Raw genomic sequence first — 15955 nt, 5'->3', positions numbered from 1 at the left:
TGCGCCGCGAACGCGGGGTCAGTGTCCGCAACATGTCGCCTCCAGCTCCGCCAGCGGACGCGGGCGCTTCTCCTGGATGTCGCTGAACTTTTGGAACGATGCGAGATAGTGCTCATGCGCGCGCTCCCAGGCGATGTCGTCGGGCTCGCCCCAAAGCTCGCGATAGCTGGGCGAACTCGGATAGGGATAGAGCGGTACCGGCTCATTGGCCCATACGCCGTTGTCTATCAGGTGGTTTCGCCAGTGGTCGACCAGGGCAGGGTCGTCTTCGACTACGCCGATCAGGTTGGCCTGGACGAAGGGAACATGGCGTCTCGCGTCGACGAGCAGCGCGGCGAGTTCCTCCGTGCCCAGCCGGCAGCGCTTGGCCAGCATGGCCCGGCCCTCTACCGTCAGGCTTTCGAGGCCCGCTTCGATGGACACGCAGCCTGCCGCGCCGAGCAATTCCAGCAGCTCGGGCTTCCACAGGTCGATGCGGGTCTGTACGCCGAACTTCACCTCGCGATCGATCAGTGCCTCCAGCAAGGCTTTCTGCGGCAGGAAAATCTCGTCGATGAAGTAGATGTAGCCGACACCTTGGGCGATCAGCCGGTCTATTTCCGTCACGACCGCCTCGTGATTTCGGCGGCGATAGGCATCGCGGAAATCCATCTTGGCGCAGAAGCTGCAATTGTAAGGGCAGCCGCGCGACGCCTCGACCTCCGCGCCGAACCCCACCTGCTGGTCGTCGAACCTGTGATGATGGTGCGCGTGCGCGGCTATCCAGTCCGATGGCCATTCGAGCGGCGGATGGTCGACGAACGAACTGGCGTGGACGCCGCCGTTAGAGACCAGCCTTGCTCCGCTGATGTGGGCCGTGGACGGCACCACGCTCCAATCGTCGCACCGTGCAAGGTCGGCGACAACCTCCTCGCATTCGCCGCGCACGACGATGTCAACGCCGAGCTTGCGCAGAGTTGGCGCCGGTGTCGCCGAGCCATGCGGCCCGACCGCTACGGTGCGCCCGCCTCGCCCGGCAAGGCGGTTGAGAAAGTCGGCCGGCACGCGCAGCTCCGGCGGCGCGCAACGCCAGAACAGATAGGTCGGCGCGGTGCTGACGACCGTCATTGCCGGGGCGAACTCGGCAACCCGTTCGGAAAGGCTGGAATTGTCAAGCTTCTGAAGCTGTCCGTCCAACATCAGCACCTCATGTCCGGCCCGTTCGAGCAAGGCTTTCGAGTAGCCGAACTCCAGGGGCAGATGCGGTTGGCGGCAGCCGAAATAGATGCTGTCGTCATAGGCCCAGAACGGGTTGACCAATGCGATTTTCATGCGACGTACCTCACGGCTTCGGCTTGGGGTTCGAGCCGGTGACGGTGCAACCAATCGGCGAGGTCGCGGACGCCTTCGCGCCATGAAACACGCGCCCTCCAGCCAAGCGTGGTTTTCATCTTCCTGGTATCGGCGACGAAGAAGGGCTGGTCGCCCGTCCGCTCGGCCTCATAGCGGACCGACAGTGCTCGATCCGTCAGGCTGCCGATCTCATCCAACAGCATGCGCAGGCTGAGCGCATTTTCCGGTCCGCCGCCGAGATTGAACGCCTGGCCCGCGATCGTCTCGATCCGGTCGAGCACGGCCCTGTAGGCCGCAACCGCATCGGAGACGTGCAGGATGTCGCGCACCTGCCTGCCGTTGCCGTAAATGGTTATCGGCCGCCCCGAAAGCGCGCAGATCAGGAAATGCGCAACCCAGCCCTGGTCCTCCGTTCCAAACTGGCGCGGGCCATAGATACAGCTCATCCGCAGGACCGCAGTCGGCAAGCCATAGGACTTGGCGTAATCGAGCACGTACTGGTCCGCCGCGCCTTTGGAGCAGCCATAGGGCGTGCAAAAGTCCAGGCTGCGGCCCTCGCCGATGCCCTCAGCACGGATTGCAGGGTCGCAAGGCACGCACCGCTCGCCTTCCTGGCGAACCGCGATGTCGGGGAGGCTGCCGTAGACCTTGTTGGTGCTGGCGAAGATCACCGGGACGCGCTCGCCGCTTTGTCGCGCCGCCTCCAGGACGTTGAAAGTTCCCCGAAGGTTGATGTCGAAATCCTCGCCCGGCCGAACCAGGCTGGTGGTGACGGCGGTCTGCGCGGCCAGATGGAATATCGCTTTCGACCCCCTCAGGGCTGAAGCCAAGGCGTTGGCCTCTCGCACATCGACGGTTTCCACGGTGAGGCGGCTTCCATGCTTGTGCGACAACCATTCAAGGTTCTGTTCGACACCGGCGCGACTGAGATTGTCGATCACCAGCACCGGCTCGCCGTCCGACAACAGGCTGTCGGCGAGATTGGACCCGATGAAGCCGCTGCCGCCGACGATGGCGACAGGTGCTTCGCGACGGTTGCGTCTACCCGGCTTCATGACACCAGCCCGCGTTCTTCGAGCTCGCGTTTCATGTCGGCGCCGCGATCGATGGCAATCGTGTTGCGCACCCAGGAAACGAAGTCGCCGAGCGAATTCTCCAATTGCCGCCCCGGCTCGAAGCCGAGCAGTTCACGCGCCTTGGAAATGTCGGCGAAGCAGTTGCGAATGTCGCCGGAACGCGCTTTGCCGAGCAGCTCGGGCGAGCGGTCCGGCGTTCCCATAGCCTCGGCCAAAAGGCGCGCGACATCGCGGATCGCATAGGCCCGGCCGCTTCCGATGTTGATGACGTGACCTTTCGCCTGGCGTTGCTCCAGCGCCAGGCGAAAGGCGCGGGCGACGTCACGCACATGAACGAAGTCGCGCTTCTGCTGGCCATCCTCGAAGATCATCGGCCGCTTGCCGTTGGCGAGACGCGAGGCGAAGTTGGCCAGCACGCCGGTATAAGGGTTTGAAAGCGCCTGTCCGGCGCCGAAGACGTTGAACAGGCGCAGTGCCACAGCGTCGACACCATAGGCCTCGCCGAAGATCAGCACGGCGCGTTCCTGGGCATATTTCGTCAATGCATAGATGGAGGCGAGATCGACCGGCTTTTCTTCGTCGGTCGGCAACGGCGAGAGAGGTTCACCGTCCGCAGACATGGGATTCCACTGTCCGCCTTTGAGATCGTTGGCCTTGCGCCGGGCGTTGCCGATGCGCCGGCCGTCGGGCGTGGCGTAAAGGCCTTCGCCGTAGACGCTCATCGAGGAGGCGACGACGATCCGCTCGACCGGGTGCTTGATCAACGCCTCCAGCAGCGTGGCGGTGCCGAGATCGTTGGCGCCGACATAGCGGGCGATCTCGTACATGGATTGGCCGACGCCGACTTCCGCGGCCAGGTGAACCACCCCGTCGATGCCGTCCAGTGCCTTGGTGACGGCCTCGCGATCGCGCACATCGCCCTTGATCAGTTCGGCTCCCGCGGGAAGGTTGACCGCTTCGCCTGCATGCACCTGATCCAGCAATGCATCTAGGATGCAAACCGAATAACCGTGATCGGCGAATTCTTGTGCGACGTGGCGACCAATGAAACCACAGCCCCCTGTGACCAGTATACGTTTCACGACAACTCCTCGGACTGGTGACCTCGGCGTCCCCAACTTCTCGGCAAAAGCTTTGTTCCCTGCGCATCAACAAAGTTCTCCTGGCGGTTTCATTCGACAGCAGGCGCATCGCACCACGCGACGGGTGCTGGAACATTGCCTGCCGTGTGCTGTTAGGACGCTCAACAGTTGCCGCGGTGCGTGCGCGGCGAGAGAGCAGGTCCAAAGGAGATTTCGATGTCGCAATCGCAGACGACCACCAATCACGAGGAGATTCGCAAATGGGCCGAGGAGCGGAACGGCCGGCCGGCAGTGGTGCGAACCAAGGGCGAGGGCGGCATCCTGCGGATCGATTTCGGCGAGCCCGAGGAGGCATTCGAACCAGTCGAATGGGATGAGTTCTTTCGGATATTCGATGAGAACCGTCTGGCTTTTCTTTACCAGGCCAACACCGGCGGCGGGCAGACCAGCCGTTTCAACAAGTTCGTCGAGCGTGACCCAAAGGGCTGACCGAGGCCCGGCCGGCGATCAATCGGAAACCTGGTTCGGCTCAGTTCAGAAGCCTTGCGCCGCTGGACTTTGCCAAATCGCGTATGATGGCGTTAAGCCAGTCTTCGGTGGACTGGCCGATCCGCCTTTGGTCGATGTCACGGATCGCCCGCTCGAGCGTCCTTTCGACAAGCCGGTCGGAGGCTTCCACATCCCCCAGCAACAGACGTGCCGCAAGCCTGAGTTTGGGCAGGAGCGAAAACACGTCGTCCGGCGGACTTGGCACAAAGCCACTCGCCGCAGCCGGGTTTTGCGGCGGGAAAAGAGCATTGAATACAGCCCCGTTGCCCGAGGATTTTCGCAGGTTGCTGGCATGCCGCAGATGTTGGGGAATGGCGATATCGCTGTCGCCGCTGAAAAACACGAACGGCACGCCGCGGCGCATCAATTCGTCCGCGATCGGAAAGACCCGTCGCCCGTTGAGATTGACGTCGAGGATGGCAGCCTCGGCCGATTCAGTGTGCAATGATGCTTGTTCGACCGTCGCTGCCGGTCCCAGAATGATCGCACCCATATTGCTGAAATAACGGGCGAGATCTCCGGCTACCATCCATTCGTCTTCGACGATCAGAAGATGCACCCCTTGCAGATCGCGCACCTCGTCATCCTTTCTCGACCAGTACCTGGTGGAACAGTCTCCTTCGCCGAGCCTGCTGGCGTTTCGGCACGAGCCCGGCCGAAATCGTCGAGCAATTCCACGCCGCTGACTCCATGTGCGTCGGGAGCTTTGTTTCAGATGGACGTTTGGTCATTGAACACGTGAACTGCAAATTCAACGCCATCCGTCGCGACTTGTTCCGTATCTCCGCCGCGCCTATGCTTACCTGCTGTCCAGCCTGCTTCATAAGTGATTTCGCACACAGGTGCCGAAAGGGGAACTTCCAGTGACAGCCCAGTCGAAAAGATTTCCCATCGTTGGCGTCGGCGCGTCCGCCGGCGGAATTCCGGCGATGGAAGGGCTGTTCAAGGGTATGGCCGATCAGCCCGGCATGGCGTTCGTCGTCATCACTCATCTCAGCCCTAAGCGAGAGAGCCTGTTGCATGAGGTCGTCGGCCGCTACACCGAAATGCCGGTCGAAGTCGCGGCGGATGGCATGATCGTTCAAGCGAACCACGTCTATGTCATGCCGCAGAACGTGACCCTGACCATCGACAAGGGAATGCTGCGCCTGCGCCGGCCCAACGGGTTCAGCCAGGAACGCAAACCCATAGACATCTTCTTCAGCGCATTAGCCGAAGACCAGGGCGAACATGCCGTCGGCGTCATCCTGTCCGGCGGAGATTCCGATGGAACCTTGGGCGCCAAGGCGATCAAGGAGCGTGGGGGGCTCACCGTCGCGCAGATCTCCGACGGCTACGGCCCGCGCAACCCCGATATGCCGCAGAGCGCCATCACCAGCGGACTTATCGATATAGCCGCGCCCGCCGAGGAGATCGGCACGAAGCTGGAAGCCTTCGCCCGCGGCTTCGACGCGTTAAATGGGTTGGCGGAGGAAGATGGCGTCCGAACGGCAGGTATGGAAAAGGTTCTGTCCCAGATCTACGGCATCCTGCGCAGCCACTCAGGCCATGATTTCTCGGGCTACAAGACCAAGACGTTCCTGCGACGCATCAAGCGGCGCATGCAGATCGCACAAATGCAATCCATTGGCGCATACGTCGAATGGCTGCAAAAGGACCCTCGCGAGGTGATGAACCTTTTTCGCGACCTGCTGATCAACGTCACCAACTTCTTTCGCGATCCCGAGGCTTTCGAACTGCTCGAGCGAAAGATCGTACCGCAACTCTTCGAAGGCAAGACCGCCAACGACATCGTCAGGGTGTGGATTCCCGGCTGCGCCACAGGCGAAGAGGTGTTCTCCATCGGTATCCTGCTGCGCGAACATGCGGATAAGCTCCCGGTCGTTCCGCGAATCCAGATATTCGCGACCGACATCGACGAACCGGCGCTGGCGGTGGCGCGGGCAGGGCGCTATCCCGAAGCCTTGCTGCAAGGGCTTTCCCCCGAACGCCGCCAGCGGTTTTTCAATGGCGACGGCGACACCTATGTCATCAGCAACGAAATACGGGAGCTGTGCATCTTTTCGCCGCACAGCGTAGTTCGCGACCCGCCTTTCTCACGCATGGACCTGGTGTCGTGCCGTAACCTGCTGATCTATTTCGGCCCTGCCATTCAGAACCGGGTCATCCCTATTTTCCATTACGCCCTGAAGCCCGGCGGTTACCTTTTTCTCGGCACCTCGGAGAGCGTCGGACAGAACGACAATCTGTTTGCCACCGTCGACAAGAAACATCGTATCTTCCAGGCGCGGGAGCATGCCTCGCCGCATGTCAGGCTGCCCGCCCTGATCGGCGATAGCCGTTCGGGCGCATTCCCGTCCGAGAGCACCGGCTTGAGGAAGGGAGCCGCCGGTTATCCGCTGCGCCAGGCGGTCGAGGCGCAGGTGCTGGAGCGCTTCGCCCCCCCGCATGTGCTGGTCAACGCCGAAGGCGACGTCGTCTACTACTCAGCTCGCACCGGAAAATATCTCGAGGCGCCGCAAGGCATTCCCAGCCGGCAATTGTTGACAATGGCACGCCGCGGGCTGCGGCTCGACCTGCGCGCCGCACTGCGGGAGGCGACGTCGACGCGCCGGACCGTCGTGCGGGAAAATCTCACGGTCGAGGAGGATGATGAGCGGATCCAGCCGATCAAGCTCACCATCGAGCCGCTGGCGGAACGCGACAATGGCGAGCCGCTCTATCTCGTCCTGTTCGAACCGTCGGGACCTACGCAGATCCGCACAGACGAAGGCGGCAGCCATGACACCGACAGCACCGCCGATCTCGAGCGGGAACTGCGCGATACGAGGGAGCGCCTGCAATCGACGATCGAGGAATATGAGACCGCACTGGAAGAGGTGAAGTCCTCCAATGAGGAACTCGTCTCCGTCAACGAGGAAGCGCAATCGACCAATGAAGAACTTGAGGCCTCGAAGGAGGAAATGCAGTCGCTCAATGAGGAACTGAACACCATCAATGCCGAGTTGACGAACAAGATCGAGGAACTCGATCACGCCAACAGCGATCTGCGCAACCTGTTCGAAAGCACCGAAATCGCGACCATTTTCCTCGATCGCAATCTGGTGGTGCGGACCTTCACGCCTGCGGCTTCGTCCTTCTTCAGTCTGCGTCCCTCCGACGTCGGCCGGCCGCTGACGGACCTGTCGAGCCAGCTCGACTATCCCGAGTTGAAGCAGCATATCGCCGAGGTGTTCGAGACCGGCGAGACCCTGAACCACCACCTCGCGCGCGACAGCGCCGGGCGGTTTCACATGGTCCATATCAATCCCTATCGGGACAAGAGCAACCGGGTTCAGGGTGTAGTCGTGACACTGGTCGACGTCACCATCCTGGCTCAGGCGGAAGAGCATCAGCAGGTTCTCATCTCTGAGCTCAACCACCGGGTCAAGAACATGCTGGCGGTGATCGTCAGCATTGCGAGCCGCACGCGGGAGAAATCCGTGTCGAAGGATGAATTCGCGGAGGCCTTGATCGGACGCTTGCATGCGATGTCGCGGGCGTATGGATTGTTGAGCCGGAAAAGCTGGAAGGAAGCTTCGGTCAGCGAACTGCTTCACCAGGAACTCGAACCGTTTGGCATTGAACGGTTCGAACTGAACGGCCAGGAGATAGAACTTGGACCGCAACAGGGTCTTTCCCTCAGCATGGCCGTCCACGAACTGGCCACCAACGCGGCCAAATATGGCGCTCTTTCCAAACCTCGTGGCAAGGTGGTGGTGATGTGGTCGATCGCTGACGACATGTTCACGTTTGCCTGGCGCGAGAAGGATGGTCCCCCTGTCAAGGAACCCGTCGGCAGCGGCTTCGGCCTCACGCTGCTGCAGGGAGAGATCGGCTACAGGCTTGGCGGCCATGTTGAAACCGCTTTTCGCAAGGAAGGCCTCAACGTTCAGATCGCATTTCCCGTTAACGGGAAGGAGGAGTCGTGAACGACGGACCGCGCGTCCTGGTCGTCGAGGACGAATGGCTGATCGCGGAAGACACCGCGTTAGTCCTGCGTAGCGCCGGTTACCAGGTGGTCGGTCCCGCGCCTTCGGTCGCCGCGGCGCTTCGTCTCGTCGGCTCGGACAAGATCGACATGGCGTTGCTGGACATCCAGTTGAACGGTGAAACGAGCCTGCCCCTCGCGGAGATATTGCAGGCGCAGGGTGTTCCCTTCGCCCTCATGACGGGATTTGGCGCGCGCGACTTACCGGCATCCTTTCGCGACTGCAAATTCGTGCCCAAGCCGGCGACTGAAGCAACCATCCTGGCTGCGCTGGCCGATCTGGGGTCGCTGCCCGACGTTTCGCGTTGACGGTTACTCCAATGGCGCCGCAGGATCAGTCCAAGGGCTTGTCCGTCGGTCGCGGAGTCGTGCTGGCCTGACGGGGGCGACCGGAATTTCGATTGGCTGCGGGATTGTCCAGGGGAGGAGCTGAAGGGCGAGATCCTCCGGCAGTCTTCGGCGTCGGCGATTTCGCCCCTGCGTCCGTATCATCGGCGTCTCGCCTCGGGTGTGGCAAACCATCGGTGTTCGGAGACCGAATAACGGGTTTCGAGCGAGAATTCTCGTTAGCCATGGTGGCGCCCTTCTTCTGAGTCGAACTCAGCGGGTCAATCGCCGACACAGCAGAAGGTTCCGAACTGCCAAATGCCGATCGGGCGGCCGTCCAACCGATGCCGGGAATGAGATAGCTCTTGCCTCTGGAACCGCGATCCTGCTTGTCGCGGAAGGTCTTGTAGAGGTCCGGCCCGGCTTCGAGCTCGGCTCTGTGGGTGATGACGAAGGATGGGTCGATCTCGCCATTCTGGACCTTGGCCAGTAGTGGTTCGAGATAGCGCTGGGTTCACCTTGTCGAGCATGGCGTCGGCGCTGGCGCCGGATTCAGTGCCGACGCAGTGGATGCAGCGATCCGGGCTGCGCCCGTCGGTCATCGCCATCAGTGTCGTAGATATCGGAATTGCTGAAGTCGAGCGTCTCGGCTTTGCCGTGTTCACGCCCAGGGCCAGCCGCTCCGGCACCTTGTCGATGGCGATGACGCGACCGGCGCCGAGCATCCACGCGCTTTGGATGGCAAATTGGCCAACCGGGCCGCAACCCCATAGGCGCGGAGATTGTCTTGTTGCTGCCACCCGGGACAGGCGTTTTCGAATTCCAAACGGGAACAACTGCCCGGTCCGGCAGTTCGGCGTCAGCAGGACGAGAGGAACAAGATGCAATATGCCGAGGACATCACGCTCCGGCGCGTGAAAATGCTGGTCGAGCAATACGTCCTGACCAGGAGCAGGCGATATGATTTCGTGTCGACGGAGCTGGCTTGCAGGGCCATTCGTGAGGTGATGCGCAGCCCGATCAAAGATGCCGAACTGGATCGCATGTTGGCCAGAAGCGCGGCCAGGCAAGGGCTTTCGGTTCGATTCGACCGGATAGCAGCTTGGCAGGCTGCTTCGTCATCTCCCACCGAAGGAGTATCGCTGTGAGAGCCGTGTTGTTGATGCTGGTACTGGTCTGTCTGGCCGGGTGCAACAATCCCGATCCCGACAAATCCAAAGCGGATACGAACAGTCAACCGGTCGACAAAAACCCCACAACGGACACGAATCCCACACCGCAGACCACAACGGGCGGAGATCAGCAAGGCACCCAACCGGCCCAGCCGGCATCCCCCAAGCCGGCTGGCGGCTAGCGCGCCACCTGACCCGCCAGACTGGGGACCGCCCTAGCGGCGCGCGGTGCTTCTCGTTTCCGTTTCCTTGGCAACAATTCTCACCGGAACCGACTTGACGGCTGGAACGTGAGCCTTCTTGGCCCGATGCCACAAGGGGACCAAGGGATTGAGTTCCGGATAATAACCGGCGCAGTTGCCTTCAGGCACGGAGTAGGGGGTGACGCGCAAGCCTCGAACCCGCCGCTCCACGCCGTCATCGGCATGGGTCTCCAGATCGATTTCCTGCCCGGCGCTCAATCCGAAGCGCTGGATATCGGCCTCGTTCATCAACAGGACCATGCGCGTGCCATGGATGCCGCGCAGTCTGTCATTGTAGCCGTAGACGGTCGTATTGAACTGGTCGTTGGAGCGCACCGTTATCAGCGTCAGCACATTGTGGCCCGAAACATCGATGTCCGGGTCTGTTTCAAGCGTTGTCGGCAGCTTGAAATTGGCTTTCTTGTTCGGCGTCTCCCAGATCCGTTTCGAGGCCTTGATGTCGCGGTGAAAGCCTCCCGGGGTCAGGAACCGCTTGTTGAACTCACGAAAATGCTGCGGGTAGCAACGCTCGATCTCATCACGGATCAGGGAATAATCGGCGATCCATTTATCCCACGGGATCGAACTCATCCCCGATACGGTGGCCTTGGCCAGTTCCGCCACGATCTTCGGTTCGGAAAGCAGATGCGGTGAGGCCGGCGGGCGCGAACCGAAGGAGCCGTGGATGCAGGCGGTGGAGTCCTCCATCGAAACGGTCTGGTCGCCGCTCGCCTGATGGTCTCTTTCCAGCCGCGACAGGCAGGGCAGCAGATAGGTGACCGCCCCTGGCAGGAGATGACTGCGGTTCAACTTGGTCGCGATCTCGACATGGAGGCCAAGCCGACGCCACGCTTTCTCGATCAGGCCGGTTTCGGGAACGGCCCGAACGAAATTGCCGCCTAGTCCGATGAAGCCTTTCACAGAGCCGGTGATGACGCCTTCGCAGGTCTCGACGGTGTCGAGACCTTTCTCGCGTGGCGGCTCGAAATCATAGAACCGGGCGAACTCGTCGAGCGGAACGAGCTCGGGCTTTTCGGATATGCCGACCGTGCGCTGGCCCTGGACATTGGAATGGCCGCGCAGCGGCGAAATGCCTGCGCCGGGTTTTCCCATATTGCCGCGCATGAGCAGCAGATTGCATAGCATCTGGACGTTCTCGGTACCGTGCCGGTGCTGTGTCAAACCCATGCCGTAATTGCCTATCACCGCGTTGGAGCGGCTGTAGACTTCGGCAACATGTTCGAGATCCGCCTGCGCTATTCCCGAGCGCCTGACGACTTCGTCCCACCTGGCTGCCCGCAAGTAAGCCTCGAAGTCGGCAAAACCATTCGTGTGCCCGGCAATGAAATCGACGTCGAGGACACGCGGATCGCCGTGTTCCCGTGCCGCGTCGTCGAGCGCCAGCACCGCCTTGGCGATGCCGGTCATGGCGGCGATATCGCCACCGCTGCGGACCTGGAAGAAGTCGCTGGACATCTTCGTGCCGGGGCCTGGCGACAGCATTTCAAGGGGATCTTGCGGATTCTTGAAGCGCTTCAGCCCCCTTTCCGGCAAGGGATTGAAGGTGAACACGGGCACCCCGCGTTGGCGAGCCTCTTGCAGCGGATGCAACAGCCGCGGCGCCGTCACCCCGGTGTTGTGGCCGAAGAAGAACATCATGTCGCACTGGGAGAAGTCCTCGAGCTGCACGGTTCCAACCGGCGAGCCGATCGATTCGGGCAGCCCGACCGAGGTCGATTCGTGACACATGTTGGAAGAATCGGGCAGGTTCGATGAGCCATAGATACGCGCAAAGAGCTGGTACATGAACGAAGCCTCCAGCGAGGCTCGGCCGGATGTGTAGAACACGACCGATTTCGGATCGAGCCGCCGAAGCTCCATGCCGATCTCGAGGAATACGTCATCCCAGGAAACCGGTTCGTAGCGGTCGGTGACGGCATTGTAGCGCAGCGGATCCGTAAGCCTGCCCTGTTTTTCGAGGTCACGATCCGGCCAGTCGAGCAGTTCGGTGACCGAATGTCGTGCGAAGAAATCCGGCCCGCAACGCAGCTTCGTCTGATCCCACATGGTCGCCTTGGCGCCATTTTCGCAGAACTCGAAGGGCCGCGGATCGGCCGGCTTGGCCCATGAACAGGAAACGCACATGTAGCCATCGGCCTTGTTCTGCTTGAGTAGCGTGCTCCATATGCCCGACATCAGCAGGCCTTCGCCGTATGCCTTGCGGACCAATGACCTCAGGGATCCCCATCCGCCCGTGGGATGATTGTATTTTTTTGTTTCGATACGGTCGGTTACGGCAGGCTTCATCGAGATCGTCCTTGAAGAACCAATACCGAACCTCGCCCGTCACCGATTGTTCCCGCGGCTCCGTGCAGGGTTGGCGTCGAATCTTGCGTGTCGAAGCCGAAGCGACCGAGGTGCGATCGCGGCTGGTTTTGGGAACTATTTTCGTGATCGGCTGTTCGGCTTGGGAAGGGAGCCTGGCAATGGTGCGACGCAATGCAGTGCTTTCGCTCGTGATAGCCGCCATCATCATTATCGGCTTTCTCATAGGCTTTCTCTACGCCGATATGGGCTGGAATACTTCGCCGCTGAAGCGGGCGCCTGAACAGAACCAGGGCGGTAACGCGCCGACGGATACTTCCCCAGCCGCGGGCGTCCGGAAAAATCCCCAGGAAAACACCGAAATGCCGGGGCAGCAATAGCCACGGGGCCACTCGCGAAAGGATGTCATGCTGTCAGACCCCACCGTGCTGATTTTGATGTATTTCCTGCTGCCGGTATGGTTGGCCGCCGGATTTGCCGATTGGCTCTGCCATCGCGCCTCTCACATCGAATCGACGACCGGCGCCAAGGAATCCTTGATCCACCTTCTGATGTTCGCCGAGGTCGGAATACCTTTGCTGGCCGCCATGTTTCTTGACGTTAATGCCCTGATCATCCTCATCATGATCATCACCTTCTTCGTCCACGAGGCGACGGCGATGTGGGACGTCAGCTACGCCACCACCGCCCGTACCGTCACGCCGATCGAGCAGCACGTTCACAGCTTCCTGGAGATGATCCCGCTGATGGGGGTGGTCAGCGTCATTTCCCTCCACTGGGAACAGTTCCTTGCTCTGTTCGGGGCGGGAACGGAAACCGCGCGCTTCGAACTTGTCTGGAAATCGCAGCAACTGCCGGTGACCTACATTGTCTGCGTGATGGCCGTGATCCTGCTTTTCGAATTGCTTCCCTATCTGGAGGAATTCGTCAGGGGATTGCGGGCCAATGCCGGCAGGCTGATCCCGTCCAAAGCCAGGCGGGGGGATCCGGGACAGACGACATTGCGTTGACGCGATCGCCGGCAACCCCCTTCCCGCCGGCATCGGATATCCGGCCGGTCCGTAACGCCAGCGCCCTGTGCGGAACATTTCTGCCGGGCCGGCCATTGAGCATGAGGAAGCGGGCAGCAGCTATGGGGAGTGCGACGATGGGATTTCTATCCGACCTCGACAAGAAATTGACGGACAATGTCTACGAACATGGCAGCCAGCTTACCGATTCCGCCGCGGATCTCCCGCAGACGGTCGGCGAACTTGTCGAACGGCTGATGCCTTTCGTCCAACCTGAGGCGCGCGAGACGGTCAAGGCTCAGATCCTGGGCCTGATTCACGAGTACAAAGTCAAGCGGAGCGGGGCCGAGCAGGATCATCCAGACTGAACTACCCGTTCTGGTCTATCGCGTGAGGCGCGGGTTGGCTGCCGCCCCCGCTGGCCGATGTATCGCGCCCGAACCATATCCAAGCCGCGACAAGCACAATCACCACGATGGCTATCCAGGCAATGAGACGGGGCATTGAGGGGTCCTTTCCCTGCCAGTTGACCATTCTCGCGGCACGAACGATCAGGGCGGAAGTCGAACCGCCCAGCCGCCTCCTCGTTAATCCGGCTATCGAGGCTTTGTTCCGCTCGAGCCGGTTCCTGCCGCGGCCGCTTGGCACCTGTCAGGGCCGACATGGCTTGCACTCCGTTGCTCAATCGGTGGCCTCGGTTGACGGGCCGGTTGGGCGCGCTAGATCAAACTGCGCCGAACATGGTTTCGTCGGTGGGGGAGGTCATTCGTGTGGCGGATCCAACGCCGGCTCTAATCCTTAGCGGCTATCGCCTTGGCCGCGACAGCGCGTGCCTGCTGTTGCTCATGGCCATGTCGACCGCATGCTCGTCGTCCGACCAGATCGAGCAGCAATCCCGAACTGCCGCCTCCACGGCGCGGACCGTATCGATGACGCTTGATGCCTGGTCTGCGGGAGCGGCCCCCACCGCATACGCTTCTGGCACGCTGCAATCGGCCGGCACCACGCTGGCCGACATCGACGCGAAGATCCGATCGACCACAACGGCTGAGCCTGCCGAGCAAGCTGCGTTGGCGGCGGCGGTCAAGGATTTGTCGATCGCGGTTGACCGCGCCCGTGCGGGACTGCAAGCGGATCGCCGCCCGCAGGTGCAGGAGGCTCAAGAGGATATTCGGACGGCCACGCGGGTTCTGGCCGACGCGTACGCCCGATATTTCGCGCCGAAGCCATGAAGAAGCTCTTGGAAATGTCGCTGGGCATCGTCACCAGTGTTGGCGGCTTCCTGGAAGTCGGATCAATGGCGACGGCGGCCCAGGCAGGTGCGGCCTTCGGGTTTCAGCTGATCTGGGCGGTCGTTCTCGGCACCATCTGCATCATCTTTCTGGTCGAGATGGCCGGCCGGTTTGCCGCCGTGAGCCATCACACGATCTCCGACGGGATCCGGGAAAGATTTGGCTTCAACGTTTCGCTCTGGCCTTTGCTTGCCGCCCTGTTGGTCAATTTCATGGTGCTGTCCGCCGAGATCGGTGGTGTTGCCATCGCGCTCGAGCTCGCCACCGGAATCGGCTTTCAATGGTGGGCTTTACCGGTGGCTTTGATGGCATGGTTGTTGCTGTGGAAAGGCACGTTCGGACTGATCGAGAAAGGCGTGTCGATACTCGGCCTTGTGACGCTGTGCTTCGTGGTCGCAGCGGTGATGCTGAAGCCCGATTGGACAGCTGTCGCGTCCGGTGCGGTGCCCACGCTGCCGGCCCACGACGCGGCGAACTACTGGTTCATGGCGGTGAGCATTCTCGGCGCTTCGATATCGCCTTACCTGTTCATGTTCTATTCCTCGGGGGCGATCGAGGACCAGTGGGACAGAAGCTATCTCGGAACCAATCGGGCCATCGCTGGACTGGGCATGACCTTCGGCGGCACCATTTCGATCGGCGTGTTGATAGTGGCCGCGCTCGTGCTTGCAACGCACGGCATCGATCAGGTCGACGACTATCATCAATTGCCGTTGATGTTGATTCCGATATTCGGCTTCTGGGGGTTCGTCCTGTTCGTTGCCTCACTCGCCATTGCCTGCTTCGGTGCCGCTCTCGAGGTTGGGCTGCAACAGGCTTATCTGGTGGCGCAAGGTTTCGGATGGAATTGGGGTGAAGACCTTAAGCCACGCGACGATCCCGGCTTCAGCGCCGTCTACACGGTGTCACTGTTTCTGGCCGCCATCCCTATCATGCTTGGCCTCGATCCGCTGAAGCTCACTATTTTTTCCATGGCGCTGACCGCGGCCAGCCTGCCGTTGACCGTCGTTCCTTTCCTTTTTCTGCTGAACGACAAACGCTATGTCGGCGAGCACCGCAACGGTATCGTCTCGAATGCCGCGGTGATCTTTATCATCGCGCTCGGTTTCGTGCTCGCCGTGGTGACCATTCCCCTGCAGATATTCGGAGGCACGTGATGGATTTGCTGCGCGACATCCTGGACAAGCAGATCGTCGACCGCGAGCAGGTCAAGATCGGCAAGATCGACGGGCTGGTGGCCGAGTTGCGGCGGGGCAAGCCGCCGAGGATCGTCGCGGTCGAGCTCGGCTCCATCACCCTTGCGCGTCGCCTCGGCGTGCGGCCCGGGCGTTGGATGACGCGGCTTGCGGCAGCGTGGTGCGGTAAACGCCATGGCAAGCCGCACCGGATCGCTTGGACCAAGGTTCAGGACATAGGCGTCGACATCCAGTTCGATATCGATGTGCGCGAGACCTCGATCTTCGCCTGGCAGGACTGGCTGCGCGACCATATCGTCGGACGCATTCCGGGAGCTTGATG

The 15955-nt window shown here is 61.3% G+C and carries 15 protein-coding genes and 1 pseudogene; 10 read left to right on the top strand and 6 right to left on the bottom strand.

The window, feature by feature from the left end; all coding sequences use genetic code 11:
• Positions 1-18: 18 nt before the first annotated feature.
• From LB551_RS26110 to LB551_RS26100, 3 genes are read right to left on the bottom strand one after another with little or no spacing between them, the layout of a single operon-like run.
• Entirely contained in the window at positions 19-1311 is a 1293-nt protein-coding gene (locus LB551_RS26110; RefSeq protein ID WP_224625696.1) for a TIGR04295 family B12-binding domain-containing radical SAM protein, read from the bottom strand.
• On the bottom strand, positions 1308-2387 hold the full coding sequence (locus LB551_RS26105) for an NAD-dependent epimerase/dehydratase family protein (RefSeq protein WP_224625694.1): 1080 nt from the start codon (positions 2385-2387) through the stop codon (positions 1308-1310). The genes LB551_RS26110 and LB551_RS26105 overlap by 4 nt, the downstream gene beginning before the upstream one ends.
• Positions 2384-3490, bottom strand: coding sequence for an NAD-dependent epimerase/dehydratase family protein (locus LB551_RS26100; protein ID WP_224625692.1), 1107 nt, complete (start codon positions 3488-3490; stop codon positions 2384-2386). Before LB551_RS26100 ends, LB551_RS26105 begins: the two co-directional genes overlap by 4 nt.
• 216 nt (positions 3491-3706) lie before the next feature.
• On the opposite strand from LB551_RS26100, the gene LB551_RS26095 reads away from it, so the two are divergent.
• Positions 3707-3979 (top strand): hypothetical protein, encoded by a 273-nt coding sequence (locus LB551_RS26095; RefSeq protein ID WP_224625679.1) that lies wholly within the window; start codon positions 3707-3709, stop codon positions 3977-3979.
• A gap of 40 nt (positions 3980-4019) precedes the next feature.
• Here the strand turns inward: LB551_RS26095 and LB551_RS26090 are convergent, their stop codons facing one another.
• Positions 4020-4616 carry a response regulator gene (locus tag LB551_RS26090; protein ID WP_224661009.1) on the bottom strand — a complete coding sequence of 199 codons (597 nt, stop codon included), beginning with the start codon at positions 4614-4616 and terminating at the stop codon, positions 4020-4022.
• A 286-nt stretch (positions 4617-4902) separates the two neighbouring features.
• Between LB551_RS26090 and LB551_RS26085 the strand changes: the two genes are divergently transcribed.
• Entirely contained in the window at positions 4903-8010 is a 3108-nt protein-coding gene (locus LB551_RS26085) for a CheR family methyltransferase (RefSeq protein WP_224661008.1), read from the top strand.
• Positions 8007-8378, top strand: a complete 372-nt coding sequence (locus LB551_RS26080) for a response regulator (RefSeq protein WP_140553438.1) — start codon at positions 8007-8009, stop codon at positions 8376-8378. The genes LB551_RS26085 and LB551_RS26080 overlap by 4 nt, the downstream gene beginning before the upstream one ends.
• 400 nt (positions 8379-8778) lie before the next feature.
• Here LB551_RS26080 and LB551_RS26075 read toward each other — a convergent pair.
• Positions 8779-9169 (bottom strand): annotated as a pseudogene (locus LB551_RS26075) (zinc-binding dehydrogenase); the annotation flags it as partial.
• Positions 9170-9277: 108 nt separating this feature from the next.
• Between LB551_RS26075 and LB551_RS26070 the strand changes: the two are divergent.
• A complete protein-coding gene (locus LB551_RS26070) occupies positions 9278-9544 on the top strand; it encodes a hypothetical protein (protein ID WP_224661007.1) in 267 nt (88 codons plus the stop codon).
• Between the two features lie 239 nt (positions 9545-9783).
• Here the strand turns inward: LB551_RS26070 and LB551_RS26065 are convergent, their stop codons facing one another.
• Positions 9784-12117 carry an FdhF/YdeP family oxidoreductase gene (locus LB551_RS26065; protein ID WP_224661006.1) on the bottom strand — a complete coding sequence of 778 codons (2334 nt, stop codon included), beginning with the start codon at positions 12115-12117 and terminating at the stop codon, positions 9784-9786.
• Between the two features lie 83 nt (positions 12118-12200).
• Between LB551_RS26065 and LB551_RS26060 the strand changes: the two genes are divergently transcribed.
• The 6 genes from LB551_RS26060 (at position 12201) to LB551_RS26035 (ending at position 15953) form a co-directional block, all read left to right on the top strand.
• On the top strand, positions 12201-12515 hold the full coding sequence (locus LB551_RS26060) for a hypothetical protein (RefSeq protein WP_224661005.1): 315 nt from the start codon (positions 12201-12203) through the stop codon (positions 12513-12515).
• Positions 12516-12542: 27 nt separating this feature from the next.
• A complete protein-coding gene (locus LB551_RS26055) occupies positions 12543-13145 on the top strand; it encodes a diguanylate cyclase (protein WP_224661004.1) in 603 nt (200 codons plus the stop codon).
• 137 nt (positions 13146-13282) lie between these two features.
• Positions 13283-13513: a hypothetical protein gene (locus tag LB551_RS26050; protein ID WP_224661003.1), complete on the top strand. Its 231-nt coding sequence runs from the start codon at positions 13283-13285 to the stop codon at positions 13511-13513.
• A 402-nt stretch (positions 13514-13915) separates the two neighbouring features.
• Positions 13916-14377, top strand: coding sequence for a hypothetical protein (locus LB551_RS26045; RefSeq protein WP_224661002.1), 462 nt, complete (start codon positions 13916-13918; stop codon positions 14375-14377).
• A complete protein-coding gene (locus LB551_RS26040) occupies positions 14374-15594 on the top strand; it encodes an Nramp family divalent metal transporter (RefSeq protein ID WP_224661001.1) in 1221 nt (406 codons plus the stop codon). The genes LB551_RS26045 and LB551_RS26040 overlap by 4 nt, the downstream gene beginning before the upstream one ends.
• The gene (locus LB551_RS26035) at positions 15594-15953 is read left to right on the top strand and encodes a hypothetical protein (RefSeq protein WP_224661000.1); all 360 of its coding nucleotides are present in this window, start codon (positions 15594-15596) and stop codon (positions 15951-15953) included. The genes LB551_RS26040 and LB551_RS26035 overlap by 1 nt, the downstream gene beginning before the upstream one ends.
• The last annotated feature ends 2 nt before the right edge of the window (positions 15954-15955 follow it).

Source organism: Mesorhizobium sp. BR1-1-2, assembly GCF_020165435.1.
Taxonomy (GTDB): Bacteria; Pseudomonadota; Alphaproteobacteria; order Rhizobiales; family Rhizobiaceae; genus Mesorhizobium.
Note: the sequence above shows the minus strand (reverse complement) of the source record. Positions and strands in the feature narration are given on the sequence as shown.

Coding starts and splice junctions, on each gene's coding strand:
- LB551_RS26110 (WP_224625696.1), bottom strand. CDS start 1,311: ATGAAAATCGCATTGGTCAACCCGTTCTGGGCCTATGACGACAGCATC.
- LB551_RS26105 (WP_224625694.1), bottom strand. CDS start 2,387: ATGAAGCCGGGTAGACGCAACCGTCGCGAAGCACCTGTCGCCATCGTC.
- LB551_RS26095 (WP_224625679.1), top strand. CDS start 3,707: ATGTCGCAATCGCAGACGACCACCAATCACGAGGAGATTCGCAAATGG.
- LB551_RS26070 (WP_224661007.1), top strand. CDS start 9,278: ATGCAATATGCCGAGGACATCACGCTCCGGCGCGTGAAAATGCTGGTC.
- LB551_RS26065 (WP_224661006.1), bottom strand. CDS start 12,117: ATGAAGCCTGCCGTAACCGACCGTATCGAAACAAAAAAATACAATCAT.
- LB551_RS26055 (WP_224661004.1), top strand. CDS start 12,543: ATGCTGTCAGACCCCACCGTGCTGATTTTGATGTATTTCCTGCTGCCG.
- LB551_RS26050 (WP_224661003.1), top strand. CDS start 13,283: ATGGGATTTCTATCCGACCTCGACAAGAAATTGACGGACAATGTCTAC.
- LB551_RS26040 (WP_224661001.1), top strand. CDS start 14,374: ATGAAGAAGCTCTTGGAAATGTCGCTGGGCATCGTCACCAGTGTTGGC.
- LB551_RS26035 (WP_224661000.1), top strand. CDS start 15,594: ATGGATTTGCTGCGCGACATCCTGGACAAGCAGATCGTCGACCGCGAG.